A 17,668-nucleotide genomic window follows, 5' to 3' on the forward strand; every position below is an offset into this window, starting at 1 on the left:
ACCCATGAATCAGGCTTTTGTGTACGACGCCGTGCGCACGCCCTTTGGCAAGTTCGGCTCCGGTCTTGCTGCTGTCCGTCCCGATGACCTAGCTGCCCACGTGGTCCGTGAGTCCGTGAAGCGGGCTCCGGGGTTGGATGTTGAGCGGATTGACGAGGTGGTGTTCGGTAACGCCAACGGTGCCGGCGAGGAAAACCGCAACGTCGCCCGCATGGCCACGCTCCTGGCTGGCCTGCCGGTCTCCATTCCGGGTACCTCGGTCAACCGGCTCTGCGGGTCCTCGTTGGACGCGGCGATCATTGCTTCGCGGCAGATCAACGCCGGTGACGCTGAGTTGATGCTGGTGGGTGGCGCCGAATCCATGTCCCGTGCGCCGTGGGTGCTGCCGAAGACGTCCAAGCCCTACCCGGCTGGCGACATGACCTTGGCGTCCACCACGCTCGGTTGGCGTTTGGTGAACCCGGCCATGAACAAGGACTGGACCATCTCCTTGGGCGAGGCCACCGAACGGCTCCGCGAGAAGTACGGCATCACCAGGGAACGGCAGGATGCCTTTGCGGCCGACTCCCACAATCTGGCCGACGCTGCGTGGAACGAAGGTTTCTACGACAACCTTGTGTCACAGGTTCCCGGCACGGACCTCGTCCGTGACGAGGGAATCCGCGCCGGTTCGTCTGCGGAGAAGCTGGCCGGATTGAAGACCGTGTTCCGGGCTGAGTCTGACGGGCCCGACGGCGGTACGGTCACCGCCGGGAACGCCTCGCCGTTGTCTGATGGTGCTTCGGCGGCGTGGATCGGCTCAGAGGCTGCTTCGTCCATGCTTGGTCTTGAACCCCTGGCCTGGATCGCGGGCCGCGGTGCGCACGGCAATGATCCCCAGTTCTTCGGATTCGCCCCGGTGGAGGCCGCTAACAAGGCCCTCGCGAAGGCGGGCATCGGCTGGGACCAGGTTGGCGCCGTCGAACTTAACGAGGCTTTCGCCGCGCAGTCGCTGGCGTGCGTTGACGCGTGGGGGATTGACCCCGCAATCGTGAACCAGCACGGTGGTGCGATCGCGATGGGTCACCCGCTGGGTGCTTCCGGTACCCGCATCCTGGGCACGCTGGCCCGTTCCCTGCAGGCTTCAGGGCAGCGCTGGGGCGTCGCAGCGATCTGCATCGGCGTGGGCCAAGGCCTGGCCGTGGTGCTCGAAAACGTCACCGCCGGCGTGGAGCAGTAATCGTCGGCACGGAGGTGGGGCGGGGAGTAGATTTCTAAAGGCATGGACCATGACCGCAGGAGGGAGCAAAGTGCCACGTGCACAGAGGGTGACCGCGTCCGACGTCGCAAAGGCTGCGGGAGTTTCCAAGACCACCGTGAGTTACGTGCTCAACCAGACGCCAAACCAGTCGATTCCGGAACACACTCGGCTGCGGGTTCTGGAAGCGGTCCGCGAACTGGACTATACGTCGCTTGCGGCGGCCCGGGCGCTCCGGATAGGTCGCAATGACACGGTCTTGTTTGTACTTCCGGATTGGCCGCTAAGCCACGCGCTGTCGAGGGTTATCGAGCAGGTCACAGAAGGGCTCGCGCTGCATGGGCTGTCCCTGCTGCTTCAGCGACCCAGCCCCGGACGCTCCCTGATTTCCCAGTGGCGGGAACTCGCACCAGCGGCGCTCATGACTGTTGAGGCAATGGACGCTGGAGATGAGCTGCTCATCAGAGAATCCGGCACTGTGGTGGTGGCCGCTGCTACTGCAGAATTTGGGATCAGGCAGGAGCTCATCGGTGCGATGCAGGCAGAATACTTGGCAGGGCGGGGTCATAGGCACCTTGCCTATGCACGCGTTCTGGATCCCAAGTTGGAGACGCTAAGCGCTGAGCGATGGCATGGATTCAGGAATGCCTGCCATCGTTTGGAGCTCGGCGAGCCCGTGGAGCTGGGCTTTGACCTCAGCGTTGATGGGTCTGTCAGTGCCTTGAAAGGCATGTCTGAAACTGCTGCCTATGTCACCGGAATGGCCACGTACAACGATCAGATTGCTGCAGCGGTCCTGGCTGGTATGCGGCGGCTCGGGAAGAACGTTCCCTTTGACCTGGCCGTTGTTGGGGTGGACGATGAACCGTTCGCTCAGTTTGCCGAGCCACCCCTGACCACGGTCAGGCAGAACCACACCCTCTTCGGACGCTATCTGGCGGACCGGGTTGCATCCGCCATCGGCGGCGAGGAGATGGTCAACGACGCCAAGCCGGACGTGCTTTCGATGATAATCCGTGAGTCTGCCTAGGCTTTAAATGGCCCGCTTTTATATTGATTTTGCATAACTCATCCTCGAATAAATATTGGACGCCGATACATGGCTGGTCAGATACTGGATGAACGATTCGAAAGGAATTTCCCATGGCTTACCTTCGCCTTCATCACGTCAATGTCACCTCGGATGACATGCACACACTTAGCGACTTCTACCGCGATGCCCTCGGCCTGCCCCTGCTGCCATCGCCGAAGATGATCGCGACTACCCATGCCGCTGAATCCGGACAGACGGACGGCGACGCCGAATGGGAAGAGGGGGCACGCTTCTTCGAGGCCGGCGATCCCGAAGAGCTGCAGGTGCACGCCACCCGGCGTCAGGCTTACCTTGCTCTCCAGGAAGGGCATACTGTCAACCCGCTGGTAGGTGGCCACTTCGCCTTCCGCACTGATGACATTGAGGCGATCAAGGCCCGGCTGACGGAACACAACATTCCCTTCGATGACTGGGGAATCTGGTCCGTGGAGGGTTGGCACCAGATCTTCCTGACCGATCCGGCCGGAAACATGATTGAGATCCATCAGGTTAAGGACACCGGGAAGTAGTTGGCTGCCTGCCCCACCTGCGCTACGGGAGCGCAGGTGGGGCGCCTTTGGCAAAAGCGGACTGTGAATCACGCGGGCTTCTGATTTCGCTTTACTTAATCGAATCAGTAGTGGTGCGAAGCTTACTGACTGGACACCGTGATGGCCCTCGCCGTCGCAGGCCGCTAACACCCACGGAAAGTACACCGGCTCGAGCGCCGTTCAGTTCACAGGGCGGCGCACGCCGGCGCAACCACTCGGACGAGAGTTTCCATTGAGCGTGCCGTCCGGGCATATTTACAACGGAGTAGTAATGACCCATACGGAAACAAGGGCAGTTCTTCAATCAGCCGAAGAGGGTGCACCTGAAAGAAACATCAGGCTTACTGGCCAACAGGTCGGCAAGTGGTTCATCGCCAAATATATAGCGGCCCTGATCGGCGTCTACCTGGCGCTGGTCACTCCAGCCTCCGTGACCATCGCCCTGCGGGTTGGGCAAATCGACCCCGAAGGCAAAGCAGGGTCCTTTGCCCTTGTTTCCGCGGTCGGTGCGGGTGCCGCGCTGATATCCAATCCCATCTTCGGTGCCTTGAGTGATCGTTCGACGTCCCGCTGGGGACAGCGCCGCCCGTTCCTCATTGTGGGGTTCACCTGCGGTGCGCTGGCACTCCTGGCGATCGGCTTCGCCCCGTCCATCTTGTGGGTTGCCGTAGGTTGGGCCGCTGCGCAGTGCGCGTTCAATGCAGCGCTGGCGGCCATCATGTCCGTTCTTCCGGAACGGGTTCCGGTGGCGCTGCGCGGCCGCGTTTCCGGGTTCATGGGCATGACGGGACAGATGGGAGTGGTGGGCGGAACTTTTCTCATCCAATTAGTGGGCACATCCGGCGCTTCCATGTTCATCTGGCCCACCCTAGTGGGTGCCCTCATGGTCCTTCCCTTCGCACTTACCCTTCGTGAGGTCCCCAAAGCCCGGGGAGAGCGCGTCAGGGAGACCGCGCGCACGGTGCTCAGTTCCTTCTGGATCAACCCTCTGAAACACCCCGATTTCGGTTTCGCCTGGTTCGGCCGATTCTTCGCTTGGATTGCCCTGTACCTGCTGACCACCTACAAGACGTATTTCCTCATCGACCATTTGGGGTACACCACAGCTACAGTTGCGCCCGTACTGACGCTTGCCATGTTCGTGCTGGCGCTTGCCATTGCGGTATCCAGTATCGGCGGCGGATGGTTGTCTGACCGTATCGGTCGCAGGAAGCCCTTTGTCATTGCTGCGTCCCTGTTGTTCGTGATCGCCATGGTGATCGTCGCGATGTCAAGCACCGTGGAGATGTTCCTCGTCGGAATGGTCATCGCCGGGTTGGGCAACGGCCTCTATCTCGGCGTCGATTTGGCGCTTATTGCGGAGGTCCTCCCGGACAGCGGAACCGCAGCGGGCAAGGGGATGGGAGTATTCAATCTCTCCAGCACCATCCCCCAAACTGTCGCCCCGGTGCTGGCGCCGGCGCTGCTGCTCATCAACGCTGACGGTAAAAGTGGCAACTACACATCCCTCTACCTCATAGCCGCGGGACTCGCGTTTGCAGGGGCAGTTCTCATTCAATTTATTCGAGGAACCCGATGACCGACGTAATCCCTCAAGCATCCATTGCCCGGAGCGACCCGTCATCATCGGGCGTCTCCCACGCTCGAGCCGCAGCACTGACCACAGGTGCGGACTACTGGACCACCAAGGAAGTGCCGGACATCGGACTGCGCTCCCTGCGGTTTGCGGACGGTCCGCACGGCCTCCGCGTCCAGAACGACGAGAACCCCGATCATCTCGGGCTGGAACGAAGTGCCCCCGCCACATGTTTTCCGCCTGCAGTTACCCTCGCATCATCTTGGGACCCCGCACTGGTTGAGGCCATCGGTGCGGCTTTGGGACACGAGGCCAGGGCCGCTGGCGTTGATGTGGTCCTCGGTCCCGGACTAAATATCAAGCGCAGCCCGTTGTGCGGCAGGAACTTTGAGTACTACTCCGAAGATCCGCTCCTGGCCGGCAGCCTTGCAGCTGCGGCAGTGCGAGGTCTCCAAAGCCAGAATGTGGCTGCCTGCCTGAAGCATTTCGCCGTAAACAACCAGGAAACCGACCGTCTTCGGATCAGTGCCGAGGTGGATGAACGTACCCTTCGCGAGGTTTACCTCAGGGCATTCCAGGTAGCCCTGCGGGAGTCTCAACCATGGTCCATGATGAGCTCGTACAACCGCATCAACGGGGTTTATGCCTCGGAGAATCGCTGGCTGCTCACGGACCTGCTGCGCGGAGAGTGGGGCTATGACGGAGTTGTGGTGTCCGACTGGGGCGCTGTGCACGATCCTGTAGCCGCCGTCAACGCCGGGTTGGAGCTCCGCATGCCGGGCAGACCGGAAGACGCGCGTGTCAGCGGCGCCCTGAAGAACGGCCTGATCCCGCCGGTCGTGCTTGAGCGAAGTGCGGAACGGCTCCTTCGCCTCGCCGCCCGGACCACGCAAGACAGCCCAAACCTGGCACTCGACCACGATACGCATCACGAGCTTGTAAGGCATGCTGCTGCTGAGTCCGCTGTCTTGCTGACCAACGACGGAACGCTGCCGTTGGACGTCTCAACGCCGCGGCGGGTGGCAATCATCGGCGAACTCGCCCGCACGCCCAGATATCAGGGTGCCGGCAGTTCGCGGGTGAACGCTTCGCGCGTAGTGTCTGCACTCGACGCGCTGACGGGCCGATTGGAGTCCGGCGGCTGGGTGGTAGATTTCGTGCCTGGATATCACTTGGACGCCGGCGCCGCATCGGCCGAGTTGGTCCAGGAGGCTGTCAATGCGGCCCGCGGCGCCGATGTGGTTCTGTTGTTCCTTGGCTTGCCCGGCGCCTACGAATCCGAGGGCGTTGACCGTACGTCGATAGATCTCCCGGAAGACCAGCTGGAACTTCTCCGCAGTCTTGGGCCCATGGACGTTCCCAAGATTGCCAGCCTCAGCAACGGCGCCGTTGTCACCACGGCGGCCTGGCGCTCGTCAGTCAATGCGATCGTGGAATTTTGGCTGACCGGACAAGCTCACGGGGACAGCATTGCGGATGTCCTCTTGGGAGATGCCGAGCCCGGTGGACGCCTGGCCGAGACCATTCCGGTGCGCCTTGAAGACACTGCGTCCTTCCTTTCGTTCCCGGGAGAGGCAGGGGAAGTCGTCTATGGCGAGGGGATTCACGTGGGCTATCGCTATCACGATGCGAGGGATCTCGCCGTGGATTATCCGTTTGGCCATGGACTTTCCTACACTACCTTCAGTTATTCAGACCTTGCTGTCAGTGTCCGCCCGCTCGAAGATCCCATCGCCTTTGAGGTGGAGGTGCTGGTCACCAACACTGGTATCCGTTCCGGCTCCGAGGTAGTACAGGTTTATGTGACGGATCATTGCTGTGGTGTGCAGACTCCGCCTCGCGAGCTGAGGGGGTGGAAGAAAATCAAGCTCGACGGCGGCGCTTCCGAGGTTGTTCGGATCCCCGTCCGCCGGGCCGATTTGGAGCACTGGCACAGTGGCGTAGGAGGCTGGGCATACGAGGGCGGACTGGCTACGGTTCACATCGGTTCATCGTCAAGGGACCTCAAATTGGCCGCGGACGTTGCCTTGCCGGGCAAAGCGATTGTGGTTCCGCTCAATCAGTGGTCCACGTTTGGGGACTTCATGGATCACGCCGTCATCGGGCCGCAGCTCAGGGCATTGGCCGAGAGCCGCGGCGGCTTCCGAGGCAGGATCGGTGACCTTCTCGGCGAAGAAGCAGGCCGTGCCAACGTTCTGGCTATGCCCCTTGCGACCATCGTTGAGTTCCCGGGCATCCCTCTGGAACCAGGAGATCTCCAAGATTTCATCAGCCGGCAGAACCAGTAGTTCCGCCCGCGGTATCGACTCAAGGAAAGGGATCCATCATAAGTGGCGTGGGATACAGAACGAACAAAAACCCAATTGCTGGACGCCGCCGTCTCGGAGTTCAGCGCCAAGGGACTGGCCGGGGCCCGCATGGACCACATCGCAAAGGCAGCCGGCGTCAGCAAGGAGCGCATCTACCAATACTTTGGCAATAAGGATGCGCTCTACGGTGCGGTGATAACGGCTGAATTGAACCGATTCTTCATGGGCCTCAGTATCGAGGGCAGCGGCGTAGCGGCAGTGGGCGATTTCGCGGGTCGCCTGTTTGACTTCCATGCAGCGGAACCCGGCACAGCCAAGCTTTTGTTCTGGGTAGGCCTGGAAGAGGGGGTGCCGGCAGGTCGCGAGGCCATTTGCAGGGAACAAACACCCCGACTCATAAGGGAGATGCGCCGGGCGCTCCCGGGTATTCTTGATCATGACGCCACTGACTTGCTTGTCACCATCCTGACTCTGTGCAGTGCGGGGGTTGTCTTGTCGCAGGTGGATCTATTGATGGCCGGGGCAGGGTCTGGACGTACTGACCGTCGCAGGAAAGCCATCGTGCTGGTCGCCACGCTTGCAGCGCAAGATCTGGCCACGAAAATGGCTGGCCAGCATGAGTAAGGCGGGCTCAACGGTCGCCCGTGAGGACTTGACGAACTTCCTTGTCATGGCTGACACATGCTTTGGGGAGGCTACGGCTCCCACGGTTGCTGGCATTGACTTGTTGGGGAAGCCAGCCCCGGCCCGGAACCGGCTTATTAGGAAGAGGTTTTACATCGGGCTGACACAGGAGGAGCATTGGGTTGAACCCACGGAACGCTCGGTATCGGCGTTCATGCGCTGGTGCGCCGAGCTTGTTGGGCCCCTTACGAAGCTAAGGGCGACAAAAAGCAGAACCATGGGAAGTGATCTCGGTCCGGCCAATACGCCGAAGAGCCCGGTCAGGGTCAGTGTTGCACAGATGATGGTGACCCCGGCGGATCCGAACCGATCTGCTGCGCAGGCGGCGATGAATGAGCCGAATACTGCTGCGTCGGTGAGGGAGAAACGAAAAGTTCCAGGATTGAGCCGCCGTTTTCGAACAGTGCGGTGAATTTCTGGGACGGCTGGCCCTGGCGTGAGGGGCGTGATTGCGGGCCGGCGTCATGGCGGTGGTGATCGTTCCGCCGACGCCGATGCCGGTGATGAACCGGGCGAGTCCGAGGAGTTCGGGGTTGGGAGCCATGGAGGCCATTACAGCCCCGATTGAGAAAACGGTGGCGGCAGCGGCCATGACTTTGTGGCGGCCAAAGCGGTCAGCGAGGCTGGTTCCGAGCAGCACTCCGGTCAATGCACCGAGATAGACGATGCCGCCCACTGTGCCGGTGGTCTGTTCGTCGATTCCAAGGTCTGGATCCTGGAGGGGACGACGGCCCCGAAGACGATGAGGTTGCAGCCTTCCACGACCGTGACGAACATGCAGAGGGGGACGATGGTGGAATTGGAAAGGTATGGCCGAGCGGAGCGGCCGGTTTGGGGCTGCCCGGTTGCTGGACTTGTCATGGTGGGGTCCTTGAACAGGAAGGGATGGCACGTCGTTCTGCCTTGGAGGGTTAACGTGTGATCACCCGGTGCTCCGACCAGATAAGTCCGGCCGCAACGGGAGTGAAGCTGCCGGCGTAGTGACCGAGCGCCTCACAGACGGGAGCCGTGGGATCAGCCACGGACCATCGTTGGTAAATGGCGTTGTATTCGATGCGCTTCGTACCCGGCTCGATCGTCAGGTTGCTGACCAGGTGGCGGGTGCGCGACGGGTTTGGAAACATGGTGGCGAAGAATGCTGCGATCTTTCGGCGTTCCTGCAACGGGGGGTTGTTTTTGAAGTGCAGTACGGCGTTGGCCAGCAGCGTTGCGGCTGTTTCCGGGTCCTGATTGTCTATGGCCCGGGTGTAGCGGGCCAGGCATTCTTCGATGGTGTAGCGTATCTCCGGCAGCTCCGGGGCGCTGCCGGAGGTCGGGAACGTGGTCACAGTGCGGCAGCGCTGAGACCGGACGTCTCAACGGCCTCGATCGGCGTGCCCAGATCCGAGAGGAAGTCGCGGACCAGCGTCTGAAGACCATCAACCCCGGCGACGCCGTAGATGTAGAAGTCGGGGCGGACGAGCACGGCATCGGCGCCGAGGGCATCGAACCACTGGCCATAGGCTCCGGTAGCGTCCACCGCTGTCGTATCCGAGGGCTCCTGGCCAAACTCGATGATCTGGAATCCGAGGCCTGTCAGTCCGCTGGCGGCATCTGAAGGCAGGTGGGTGCGGACGTCGGCATCTTTGAGCAGCAGTGTTCCGGAGGGAACGAAGACGTCATCGAAGAGCGTCTGTCCGGCCCTGGCCTGGACAGGGGCCTGGATGGAGAGCGTGCCACCGCCGGCGTCGGCACGGTGCAGGCCATCACCGAGTTTGGGCAGCGGGCGGGGAGGAATCGAGGCGCCGTCGGCGATGTCCTTTGCCATCGCTGCGTCCCGCGTGGCAACGGCGCCGGGATCGGTCAGGCAGATGACTTCTCCGAGCTGCATGGACCGGTCGATGAAGTGGCGGACATGTTCGGAGCGTTCCGGGCCGTAGCTGTCCAGCAGTGAATCGGGCGCCAGGTCCCGCAGGATCAGGTCGAGCTTCCATTCGAGGTTGGCAACATCGCGCAGACCCGAGCACATGCCTTGCCCGGCGAAGGGTGGCATCAGGTGCGCGGAGTCTCCGGCCAGGAGCAGGCGGCCGCGGCGCCACTCGTCGCACCAGCGTGCCTGGAAAGTGTAGACGGTGTGGCGTTCCATTTTGGCGGTCTCGGGGGTGACGCCCCACGGCCGCAGGAGTTCCCACGCCCGTCTTTCGTTGTTCAGTTCGTCCTTAGTCTCGTGTTCGAGGCGCATGAATTCAAAGCGTCGGCGCCCGGGGCCGCCCGGGACGACGGTGGTGGGCCGATCGGGGTCGCAGAATTGGGACGCGGGAGGGCTGATCTGCAGCGGCGTCACAGGGATGAGGTCTACGACGAGCCAGTCGTGGAAGTATCCAAGGTCGGTCATCGGTGTGCCGATCCAGTCCCTGACCTTACTGTTGGCGCCGTCGGCGCCGACGACGTAACGGGCGTTGAGCTCGCGGCGTTCGTCGGCGGCGTTGCGGATCTGCAGCAGGACCCTGTCTTCAGTTTCGGTGTGGGTGATAGCTTCCCATCCGCGCAGAATGGTCACCGAGGGAAGGGCCATGACCTTGGCGTCGAGGAAGTTTTCCATTCCGGGCTGGTAGAAAAAATTGCTGACATTCCAGCCGGAGGGACCGGCTCCGCGCCAGTCCAAGTGCAAGAGTGTCTCTTGATTGGCGTTGCGCCATTCGTAGAAATCGTCGTAGGGCTCTACAACCTCGGCCATGATGTCCGGCCCGGCTCCTACTGACTGGAAGATGCGGCCGATTTCGTCGTCGAAGTGTACGGCCCGGGGGAGCGGGTAGACCCTTTCCTGGCGTTCGATCACGGCCACGCGGTGACCGCGTCGGCCCAGTTGCAGGGCGAGCAGTCGCCCGACGGGTCCGTAACCGACGATGACTACATCGAAGTGCTCGTCTTGAGCTGCCGTAGTTTGGGCGTCTTTGCCCGGTGAGTGGCTCATGGGTGTTTGCTCTCCGCTTCCATCGCTGTTTCCCAGAGGAAATGCTCACTGTCCGCTTGGCGGACACGTGTACGTTTTATTGAAACGATGGTGACAGAAGGCGAAGAGGCGTGTCAAGAGTCACGCGGTGGGGGCTGAGTAATTTGGTTCAGGCCTTAGGGTTTCAGGGACTTTGCCGGCCGGGACTGCCAGCGCGCCCAGTCCTTCCCGACGGCTGCGGCCGCCTCCTGCAGCATGGGCAGGTACTCGGAGGTCAGCTTTTCCACGCTCGTTTCCTGAGCCTGGACTGTAATGTTCATCGATGCGCGAACCGCATTTTCGCCGTCGCGCACTCCTACGGAGATAGAGCGGACACCCGGGGCCAGTTCCTCGTCCGCCAGCGCCCACCCCCGATGGCGGACGTCTGCAAGAATCTGCAGGATGCGTTTCTCATCCAGCTGGCTTGGTGCCGGTACGCTTGATCGGGAAGGCTGAGACAAGACCCGCAGTGCGTCCTGAGGGGCGAGGGCGGCGAGGAGAATTTTTCCCTGGGAGGTCAGCATCGCTGGGAATCTTGTCCCTACGTCAACCCTGAGTGCGATCAGTTTGGGCACGGCGACCCGGGCTACATAAATGATGTCGGAGCCATCGAGCTGAGCCATGGAGGAGGACTCGCCGGTCTTTCCCACAAGATCTTCCAAATGGGGCCGGGCCATGTCCCAGAGCCCGAGTGCCCCGATGTAGGCCATTCCAAGCTCCAAGACCTTAGGTGTCAGGGTGAAGGCGCCATTGGTTGCCCTGACATAGTCGAGCTCTTCCAGGGTGAGAAGGATTCTTCTGGCCGTGGGGCGTGCCAGGTCCGCGGCCTGTGCCACCTGACTCAGGCTCATATGCGGCTGGTCTGTTGAAAAGCACCGCAGGACATCCAAGCCGCGCGCCAAAGCCTCTATGAAGTCTGGACCTGTTCCCCGCTGCGCCATCGCGCACCTCCTTTTGCTTTTGGTGAGCCTTGACACATCCGCGCCAAAAGCTCATTCTATAAATATCTCACATCTTCGGACGGTTGTCCGCTAGACGGACGGTGAGTTTGAAGCCGAAAGGAACCACTGTGACCAGCCACTCCCATCTGGAGGCCGCCAAAGCCCGGACGGCCCGCCCCCTGGACGGGATCATCATCGCCGACTTCTCCCGCGTTCTGGCCGGGCCCTATGCCACCATGCTCCTGGCTGACATGGGCGCCGAAGTCATCAAAGTCGAAAGCCCGGGCGGGGATGACACCCGCTCGTGGGTGCCCCCGGTCCGGCCCGACGGAGTGTCGACCTACTACTCGGCCATCAACCGCAACAAAAAATCCGTCGTGCTGAACCTGAAGGAAGCGGACGACCTCGCCGCGGCCAAGGAGCTCGCCGCCCGCGCCGACGTCGTCATCGAAAATTTCAAGCCCGGCGGACTTAAACGGTTCGGACTGGACTACGGCTCGGTCAGGGAACGCAACAAGGCCGTCATTTACTGCTCTATTAGCGGATTTGGCACGGCCGAAGGCGCCGACCTTCCTGGTTATGACCTGATCGTCCAAGCGATGTCCGGGCTCATGAGCCTCACCGGTGACCCAAATGGGGAACCCTACCGCGCCGGCATCAGCGTCTTCGACGTCATGGCAGGGCTGCATTCGACCATCGGCATCCTCGCCGCCCTGCACCACCGCAACCGCACCGGCGAGGGTCAAAATATAGAGACGAGCCTTATGGCCTCGGCCATGAGCGGGCTTGTCAATCAAACCTCCGCCTATGTTGCTGGGGGCGTCACGCCCTTCAGGATGGGCAACGCCCACCCGAGCCTGTTCCCCTACGAAGCATTGCCGACCAAGGACGATGACCTGATCATCACCGCCGGGAACAACGCACAGTTCCGTAAGCTCTGCGCCGTACTGGACGTGCCCGAACTCGCCGACGATGAGCGGTTTGCCGACAACGCCGACCGTACACGGCTCCGCGAAGAACTCCGCCCCCTGCTGGTGGAACGGCTGAAGACCCGGACCGCCGAAGAATGGTTCGGGAAGCTGAACAAAGCCGGCGTTCCCAACGGACCCATCAACACCATCAAACAAGGCGTTGAATACGCCCGGAATCTCGGGCTGCAGCCCGTGGTCCAGGTGGGCGCCGGCGCCAAAACCGTCCCGGGCGTGCGCAACCCTATTACGTTCTCTGCAACCCCGGCACGGTACGATCTGGCACCGCCGGAGCTAGGCGAACACACCGATGAGATCCGTGCCTGGCTTGCTGCCGCCGCCGTCCCGACCGCTTCAACCCCTGGAGAATCATGAATCCCACCCTCGAGCAGGAAAAGCTGCAGTTCCCGACTTCACTGGGAACCTCTTCCGCCACAGAAATCCGCCTCTTGGGCCAGGACCTCGCCGCGGACCTGATGGGCAAAGCCAGCTTCGGCGAACTCGCCTTCTGGCTCGTCGCCATGCGCCGCCCCACCACTGGCGAGCTGCGTGTCTTTGAATCCGTTCTAGTGGCACTTGCCGACCACGGTTTCACGCCCACAGCCATCGCCGCCCGGCTCACCTACCTGAGCGCCCCCGATTCCCTCCAGGGAGCCATGGCCGCCGGCCTGCTCGGCGGCGGCTCCCGGTTCCTCGGTGTCACCGAAGACTGCGGCCAGTTCCTCGCCACGACCCTCGCAGCCCACAAGGAGAACCTCCCGGACACCGATGCGGGATGGGATGACCTCGCACTGGGTGCCATCACCGCCCAGCGTGCTGCCGGCAAATTCGTCCCCGGACTGGGCCACCCGAACCACAAGGAGGGCGACCCCCGGACGCCGGTGCTGATCGGCATCGCCGAGGAGGAAGGCCTGCGCGGGCCACATCTGCGCCTGTTCGAAGCAATTGGCCGGATGAGCGAAAAGGCCCTTGGCCGCACATTGCCGCTCAACGGCGCTGGCGTCTGCGGTGCCGCTCTGGCCGACCTCGGCCTGCCACCCGAACTGCTCCGAGGTTTCGCCCTCCTCGCCCGCGCCGCAGGGTTGCTCGGGCAGATAGCCGAGGAACGGCGCAACCCCATAGCCAACGAGATCTACATGGCAGTGGACCGGAACGCCGTCTACGTCGACCCGCAGTCACCCGCAGCACTGGAAGACAACTAATACCAAAAGGGCCGTCACGGCCCGTAGCCGACCCCGGCCGCTCCCGGAGCACGCCGGCCGCAATCAAAGGAGATGCAATGGCTGAACTGACAGCCGTACTGGCCAGCACCCACCACCCGTTCTACCTCAAAGCCACCACCGCGCCCCCGGAAGAACGCATCCCTCAGGCCGACGAGTGGAAACGCAAGGTCGAGGCCTACCGGGAAACGCTCACCGCGGCCGAACCTGACATCCTTGTCATGGTCGGCGCGGACCACTTCCACCAGTTCTTTCTGGACAATTACCCGACTTTCATGATTGGCAAACAGAATAAATACGACGCCACCTTTTATAACGAGGAGCGCGAATTTGGCATCCCGAAGTACGTGCTCGATGGGGATGTTGCCTTCTCCAATTTCATGCATCAGGGCTTACTGGACCGCGGCTTCGACTTCTCGTTCAGCCACGAACTAAAAATCGACCATTCCATCATCTGTCCGATCATCACCGTCCGCCCGGACGCTGATCTGCCGGTGGTTCCGATCTACACCAACATCTTCGCTCCACCGCTGCCCTCGCCAAAACGGTTCTGGGACCTTGGCCGAGCCATCCGCCAGGTGATCAATGAATACCCGACGGACAAGAACATCGCGGCGATCGGCACCGGCCATCTGAGCCTGGAACTAGGCGGGCCCCGGCAGTTCGGCGAGCACGGGCCCGACCCGGAATTTGACCGCCAGGCCATTGAATGGCTCTCCACCGGCAACATCGAGGCCATCCTGGAAAACGTCACGCACGAATCCATGTCCGGGGCTGGCAACGCCACCCACGGCTTTATGGACCTGATCCTGATGATGGGCATCGCCGGCCCCGAAAACGCCGACTACGTGGACCAGCTGGATTTGTATCACACCAGGGAAATGTTCATGACGTGGTACCCGAACAAGAACGGGAGACAGGCCGCCGCAGCCGAGCAGTCCGCCGCCGTATCCGGCGGCACCGCCGGACCCGTCACTGCCAAAGTAGGTGTCACAGCGTGAGCAAGTACTACGTCAACAAATTCCTATACACGGTGGACCGCGACCCCCGATGGGTAGCACGCTACAAGGAAGATCCCGCCAGAGCACTCGCGGACTGGGAAAAAGACGTCGGCATATGGCTCAATGATGTCGAGAAAACCTCATGGGTGTCCTTCACCGACGAGGAACGCCAGGCGCTGATCAACCAGGACTACGTTTGGCTGTTCGAAAACGGCGCCCACTTCTTCCTTTCGCTGACACTCTTTGTCGCCGTCTTTGAAGAGGACTACACCAGAGAACATGGGCCTCTTTCCTTCCAAAGGGAATTTGCCGGAAAGCTGGACCACTGGCTGGGTAAGGACTACCCGTCCGTGGCCCTCTAAGGAACCAGCGGATGCCGATCCGGCGGTCTATTTGATTCGGATCACTCGGACCGGCTTTGAGGATGGGCCCTTCGCCAGGCTGCGAAAGGCCCGGAGTATGACGTGACGATGCGAACCTGGTGCGTTAGTGACCGTAACTGGAACCTATCCCCCGCTTCAACCCACCCTCTGGCCGTACCCGCCAGTTCGACGGAGGTCGCGTTCCGACTACTACAGGGCAATTAGTAGGCGGCCCCCGGCACTTCCCGGTTGGGTAGGTGTCAAGGTCCACGCAGGTTGGCCGGTACCTCGATTCAGCACGTTAGCTCGTGTAGGGGTCGGTGATGCCGATGTATTGGGTGGTGGTGTACTCGGCGACCCCTTTGGAGCCGCCCTTTGCGGCCGAGCCCTGACTGCTTGACCCCGCCGAACGGTGCCGCGGCATTGGAGTTCACGCCGGCGTTGAAGCCAACCATGCCGAACTCGATCTGTTCGGCCACGTGCAACAGCTTGTTGAAGTCCCGGCTGTGAAGGTAGGACGCCGCGCCGTCTTCGCTGGCGTTGGCCAGCCGGATGGCGTCCTCTTCGGTGCTGAACGTGGTGACCGCGGCGACGGGGCCGAAGATCTCCTGACGGAGGATGGCCGCATCGTTGGGGACGTTAGCCAGGATGGTGGGCTGGTAGAAGTAGCCGGGACCGTCAACCGGCGCGCCGCCGGTGACGGTGGTGGCTCCGGCGTCGACGGCGGCACTCACCAGGGGCTACCTTGCGGGTAGCCACGGCGAGCGGGAAATTCGATGGTGTGATCAGCAGGCACGGGCCCGCGGGTTTGCGTTGGACCAGAATTTTGTTCTTGCCCTTCGGCGAGGCGAGATAGCGGCCGTAATCACGGACAGTTTCTTCGGAGAACCATCGCAGGAATTCGGCGCCATAGGCGACTTCATTGTTTCTATTCCTTGTCTTTTTTGGCTCACCATGCAGGGCTGCCCGGCGCGGAAGGCCGGTTCCCGGATTTCAGTCAGGATGGATTCGGTCCCCTAACAGGCCGGCCACGCATCAGGAGACGTCGGCACGGTCAGGCCGGTTCAGCCAGGACACTCACCCGGTGACGCTCACCGCGGCGGCAGTAGCGCAGTCTGGGGCGTCCAATCAGCGAATCTCAGGTGACGTTCAGCGAGAGAGGGCCGGATTCACCGGCTCAGATTTTGGTATGGCAAATAGCTCGAGGGCACCGCAGCTGTCTTTCAGAGACAGCTCAAGCCTTTCGGATTCGGGGTAACTTGCCACGGGGTTGTCTACACCCCAAATCTGGGTGGTCAGTTCGGGCCCCCATTGTGGCCATCCTGGGTTTCCAGTTGCGGCGAAGCCGGTCCATGCCTTGCGCATTCGGGCGCCTGATTCGAGCACTGAGTCAGTTGGCTCAGGTATCAGCGCTCCTAATCCGGTGTCAAGGGTATCGAAGGTCAAGGGCAAGTCGATGGCGTGCGGTGAGCCAATGCCCCCAACCGGGTCGATGCACAGTTCGTAGACGAAAACGTGTCCCCCGGCATCAGTGGCGGCGATTGCAGCCTGCATTGTTGGGGCAAGGAACAGGTAGTCGGTGATGACTTTTTCGTATACCTCCCCGGGTTCTGCCTTCGGCATGATGGCGCGGTAGCTGTCGGCGTCTCCGTTGGGTGCGAAGATGTGCAGAGCGCTATCCGCTTCATCGCTTGAGATGTTAAACCGCTTCTGTTGGGCGGTGAAGATACGGTATTCATCGCGGGTGTGGCCGGTGATCAGCGGGATATCACGGGCGGCCCCACCTCGCAGCGCCGTCCAGGGGTCCTCGGGCAAGGTGTCCCAATCCACGATCGGCCCAAAGGGCGACGGAGAGTGGGCAAGAGGTCCCCATTGGTCTGCGCGTTCTCCCATAGTGCTCATGACCAGCCGCGTTGCGTCTGCCAGCGCTTGAGGACTCAACTTTTCCAGGGAGCTCGAATCTGCTGTTCCCTTTATGCCAGCTGCGGCGGCAATGGCCTGGGTGACCGAGTGCGCGAGCGGTTGGGTGATGAACATGCGCGGAATACTTTGGGCGATGGCACGGTGGAACAGGCCGCGGGCGCATGGCATGGCCAGCATGGCCAGGACACAGCCAGCTCCTGAGGATTCTCCGAAGATCGTGACCTTTTGCGGATCACCGCCGAAGCCGGCAATGTTATCCCGCACCCATTCCAAGGCCGCGATCTGGTCGAGAATCCCGCGGTTGGAGACGGTGCCCTCGATCTGTCCGAAGCCGTCCACGCCCATGCGGTAGTTCACGGTGACCAAGACGACGCCTTCTTGGACCAGTGACGTTCCGTTGTAGGCCTTTTCTGACCCTGCACCTGCGAGGTACGCTCCGCCGTGGAGCCACACCATGACCGGCAACCGTTCTGGCGTTGAAGTTGGGGCCCACACGTTTAGGGTCAGACAGTCTGGTGCGGGATCAGTCGACGGCGCGATATCCGAGCCTGGCAGCTGCAAACCTTGGGGTGCCGGGGGCCCGTAGGAGCAGGCATCACGAACAGTGGTCCATGGCGTGCGTGGCTGGGGCGGTGCAAAGCGGTGCTGGCCCCAAGGTGGGGCGGCGTAGGGGATGCCAAGCCAACTGCGGACGCCGTTATTTTCACGGCCCTGGACTGGACCTAATTGAGTTGCAACTGGGTTGAGCATGGCATCTCTTTCATGATTTCGTTGACGTGAAGAAGGGCCTGCGAAGCGGCGACAAGGTTTGACTTCGGGGGTTCGTGATTACCTCGTGGTGTCGGCACTGGGA

The 17,668-nt window shown here is 61.8% G+C and carries 16 protein-coding genes and 1 pseudogene; 10 read left to right on the plus strand and 7 right to left on the minus strand.

Annotation, left to right across the window (positions count from 1 at the left end; translation table 11 throughout):
• Nucleotides 1–4 precede the first annotated feature (4 nt).
• From BMY91_RS08560 to BMY91_RS08585, 6 genes are all read left to right on the plus strand, one after another.
• On the plus strand, nt 5–1,219 hold the full coding sequence (locus tag BMY91_RS08560) for a thiolase family protein (protein ID WP_090820908.1): 1,215 nt from the start codon (nt 5–7) through the stop codon (nt 1,217–1,219).
• Nucleotides 1,220–1,289: 70 nt separating this feature from the next.
• The gene (locus BMY91_RS08565) at nt 1,290–2,267 is read left to right on the plus strand and encodes a LacI family DNA-binding transcriptional regulator (protein WP_177179877.1); all 978 of its coding nucleotides are present in this window, start codon (nt 1,290–1,292) and stop codon (nt 2,265–2,267) included.
• Between the two features lie 113 nt (nt 2,268–2,380).
• Nucleotides 2,381–2,839, plus strand: a complete 459-nt coding sequence (locus BMY91_RS08570; protein ID WP_090820913.1) for a VOC family protein — start codon at nt 2,381–2,383, stop codon at nt 2,837–2,839.
• Nucleotides 2,840–3,131: 292 nt separating this feature from the next.
• Nucleotides 3,132–4,439, plus strand: a complete 1,308-nt coding sequence (locus BMY91_RS08575) for an MFS transporter (protein ID WP_090820915.1) — start codon at nt 3,132–3,134, stop codon at nt 4,437–4,439.
• Nucleotides 4,436–6,724, plus strand: coding sequence for a beta-glucosidase family protein (locus BMY91_RS08580; RefSeq protein ID WP_090820917.1), 2,289 nt, complete (start codon nt 4,436–4,438; stop codon nt 6,722–6,724). The genes BMY91_RS08575 and BMY91_RS08580 overlap by 4 nt, the downstream gene beginning before the upstream one ends.
• A gap of 42 nt (nt 6,725–6,766) precedes the next feature.
• A complete protein-coding gene (locus BMY91_RS08585; RefSeq protein WP_090820918.1) occupies nt 6,767–7,369 on the plus strand; it encodes a TetR/AcrR family transcriptional regulator in 603 nt (200 codons plus the stop codon).
• A 253-nt stretch (nt 7,370–7,622) separates the two neighbouring features.
• Here the strand turns inward: BMY91_RS08585 and BMY91_RS23645 are convergent, their stop codons facing one another.
• The 5 genes from BMY91_RS23645 to BMY91_RS08605 form a co-directional block, all read right to left on the minus strand.
• The gene (locus BMY91_RS23645; protein WP_371261041.1) at nt 7,623–8,105 is read right to left on the minus strand and encodes an MFS transporter; all 483 of its coding nucleotides are present in this window, start codon (nt 8,103–8,105) and stop codon (nt 7,623–7,625) included.
• Nucleotides 8,075–8,290: a hypothetical protein gene (locus tag BMY91_RS23415; protein ID WP_175538680.1), complete on the minus strand. Its 216-nt coding sequence runs from the start codon at nt 8,288–8,290 to the stop codon at nt 8,075–8,077. The genes BMY91_RS23645 and BMY91_RS23415 overlap by 31 nt, the downstream gene beginning before the upstream one ends.
• 50 nt (nt 8,291–8,340) lie before the next feature.
• Nucleotides 8,341–8,757, minus strand: a complete 417-nt coding sequence (locus BMY91_RS08595) for a nuclear transport factor 2 family protein (RefSeq protein ID WP_090820921.1) — start codon at nt 8,755–8,757, stop codon at nt 8,341–8,343.
• Nucleotides 8,754–10,382 carry a bifunctional 3-(3-hydroxy-phenyl)propionate/3-hydroxycinnamic acid hydroxylase MhpA gene (locus BMY91_RS08600; protein ID WP_090820923.1) on the minus strand — a complete coding sequence of 543 codons (1,629 nt, stop codon included), beginning with the start codon at nt 10,380–10,382 and terminating at the stop codon, nt 8,754–8,756. Before BMY91_RS08600 ends, BMY91_RS08595 begins: the two co-directional genes overlap by 4 nt.
• Before the next feature lie 155 nt (nt 10,383–10,537).
• A complete protein-coding gene (locus tag BMY91_RS08605) occupies nt 10,538–11,341 on the minus strand; it encodes an IclR family transcriptional regulator domain-containing protein (RefSeq protein WP_090820925.1) in 804 nt (267 codons plus the stop codon).
• Between the two features lie 128 nt (nt 11,342–11,469).
• Here BMY91_RS08605 and BMY91_RS08610 point away from each other — a divergent pair, with 128 nt between their 5' ends.
• From BMY91_RS08610 to BMY91_RS08625, 4 genes are all read left to right on the plus strand, one after another.
• Complete coding sequence (locus tag BMY91_RS08610) at nt 11,470–12,684, plus strand: CaiB/BaiF CoA transferase family protein (protein WP_256212657.1); 1,215 nt, start codon at nt 11,470–11,472, stop codon at nt 12,682–12,684.
• Nucleotides 12,681–13,511 (plus strand): citryl-CoA lyase, encoded by an 831-nt coding sequence (locus tag BMY91_RS08615; protein WP_090820927.1) that lies wholly within the window; start codon nt 12,681–12,683, stop codon nt 13,509–13,511. The genes BMY91_RS08610 and BMY91_RS08615 overlap by 4 nt, the downstream gene beginning before the upstream one ends.
• A 77-nt stretch (nt 13,512–13,588) precedes the next feature.
• A complete protein-coding gene (locus BMY91_RS08620; protein WP_090820929.1) occupies nt 13,589–14,530 on the plus strand; it encodes a DODA-type extradiol aromatic ring-opening family dioxygenase in 942 nt (313 codons plus the stop codon).
• On the plus strand, nt 14,527–14,892 hold the full coding sequence (locus BMY91_RS08625; RefSeq protein WP_090820931.1) for a hypothetical protein: 366 nt from the start codon (nt 14,527–14,529) through the stop codon (nt 14,890–14,892). The genes BMY91_RS08620 and BMY91_RS08625 overlap by 4 nt, the downstream gene beginning before the upstream one ends.
• Before the next feature lie 301 nt (nt 14,893–15,193).
• Here the strand turns inward: BMY91_RS08625 and BMY91_RS08630 are convergent.
• A pseudogene (locus tag BMY91_RS08630) lies at nt 15,194–15,837 on the minus strand (aldehyde dehydrogenase family protein); the annotation flags it as partial.
• Between the two features lie 204 nt (nt 15,838–16,041).
• Nucleotides 16,042–17,565 carry a carboxylesterase/lipase family protein gene (locus BMY91_RS08635; protein WP_090820933.1) on the minus strand — a complete coding sequence of 508 codons (1,524 nt, stop codon included), beginning with the start codon at nt 17,563–17,565 and terminating at the stop codon, nt 16,042–16,044.
• Nucleotides 17,566–17,668 lie beyond the last annotated feature (103 nt).

The sequence above is a fragment of the Arthrobacter sp. yr096 genome, from assembly GCF_900108925.1.
Lineage (GTDB): Bacteria > Actinomycetota > Actinomycetes > Actinomycetales > Micrococcaceae > Arthrobacter.

Excerpts from the sequence above, each read along its gene's own strand:
- BMY91_RS08560 (WP_090820908.1), top strand. The coding sequence starts at position 5 with ATGAATCAGGCTTTTGTGTACGACGCCGTGCGCACGCCCTTTGGCAAG.
- BMY91_RS08570 (WP_090820913.1), top strand. The coding sequence starts at position 2,381 with ATGGCTTACCTTCGCCTTCATCACGTCAATGTCACCTCGGATGACATG.
- BMY91_RS08575 (WP_090820915.1), top strand. The coding sequence starts at position 3,132 with ATGACCCATACGGAAACAAGGGCAGTTCTTCAATCAGCCGAAGAGGGT.
- BMY91_RS08580 (WP_090820917.1), top strand. The coding sequence starts at position 4,436 with ATGACCGACGTAATCCCTCAAGCATCCATTGCCCGGAGCGACCCGTCA.
- BMY91_RS23415 (WP_175538680.1), bottom strand. The coding sequence starts at position 8,290 with ATGACAAGTCCAGCAACCGGGCAGCCCCAAACCGGCCGCTCCGCTCGG.
- BMY91_RS08600 (WP_090820923.1), bottom strand. The coding sequence starts at position 10,382 with ATGAGCCACTCACCGGGCAAAGACGCCCAAACTACGGCAGCTCAAGAC.
- BMY91_RS08605 (WP_090820925.1), bottom strand. The coding sequence starts at position 11,341 with ATGGCGCAGCGGGGAACAGGTCCAGACTTCATAGAGGCTTTGGCGCGC.
- BMY91_RS08615 (WP_090820927.1), top strand. The coding sequence starts at position 12,681 with ATGAATCCCACCCTCGAGCAGGAAAAGCTGCAGTTCCCGACTTCACTG.
- BMY91_RS08620 (WP_090820929.1), top strand. The coding sequence starts at position 13,589 with ATGGCTGAACTGACAGCCGTACTGGCCAGCACCCACCACCCGTTCTAC.
- BMY91_RS08635 (WP_090820933.1), bottom strand. The coding sequence starts at position 17,565 with ATGCTCAACCCAGTTGCAACTCAATTAGGTCCAGTCCAGGGCCGTGAA.